This is a genomic window from Paenibacillus sp. JJ-223 (genome assembly GCF_927798175.1).
Classification (GTDB): Bacteria; Bacillota; Bacilli; order Paenibacillales; family Paenibacillaceae; genus Paenibacillus; species Paenibacillus hubeiensis.
The window spans coordinates 1-1,068 of record NZ_CAKMMP010000039.1 but is presented as its reverse complement, the minus strand read 5'-3'; the positions used below and the strand labels follow the sequence as shown (position 1 = coordinate 1,068).

1 pseudogene is annotated in these 1,068 nt (G+C 27.1%); it reads right to left on the bottom strand.

The annotated features are described in order from the left end of the window. Positions 1-1,068: pseudogene (locus tag L6H98_RS31170) on the bottom strand (AAA family ATPase); the annotation flags it as partial.

Genomic DNA, 1,068 nt, shown 5'->3' with positions numbered 1-1,068 from the left:
ACATCGTTCAAACTGTTTGAAATTACAAATGGATTTACGTACTTCATTTAGTTCCAATTTATTCTTTATGAAAACTTGTTTTAAATAATCATTGACAGAGGGGTTTATTACTCCTATAGATCTTGTTGTCCATTTATCAATAATTTTTATAATAGACTGGTTTAATCGTGATAAGACTAACTCAAAGTTATCTCTAGTAAAATCAATATCTCTCATTCTTAATAAACGATTTTCAAAGCATTTTCTCAATACTTCGTATTCCACATTAGTATCAGTTAATGAATATAGTATAATCAAGAAAGCTCTATCTACGTTTTGAAGTCGCTGTTCGAATTCATTTTTCCATATATCATTTGGATTTTGTAAATTATTAAAGATATATTCATAATATTTTATTGGACTTACCTCTAAATAATTTATTGAATGTGTCACGTAGTCAATTATACGAGGTGTATAATTGTTGTGATTAACAATTTTTATATAATTTTTGTTTGCTTTTATGTCATTATAATAATCATTTGGGATATTTTTATGAATTAAATGGTTATAAAATATTTTAGCTTTCTCTAAGGGACTTATTTCATCCATATTAATTGTGAAATTTTTTATTTTATTCTGTTGGAAAAAATAATTAAAATCATTAGATCGCTCTTTTGCTTCGTTGAAAATAGTAATTCTTGAATTCAAAATAAGCTTTTTGTTATTTGAAATTTTTACAAATTTAATCAAAGAAAGTAATTCATTTTCTTGAGTCTGCTTCATATTAAAATAATGTTGGCCGAGGCAATCATCTAATAACACTATTTCTTTGGAATCTTTTTCATTCGACAGAGACTTTTTAATGTCGTTTATATCTCCATTGGTTGAATATCTTACCCTATAACCTTGGGTAGCGTAGTACAAAACAAGCATTTTTGATGTCATTGTTTTACCAACGCCTGGTCCTCCAGTTATCATGAGTAATCCGCTCTTATCCAAATACTCTATACAGTGTTCATAAGCTTTAGTTTGAACGAAAAATTTAATATCTTCGTCTATATCACTAAGGAGTGTTTCGCAGTCTATAAA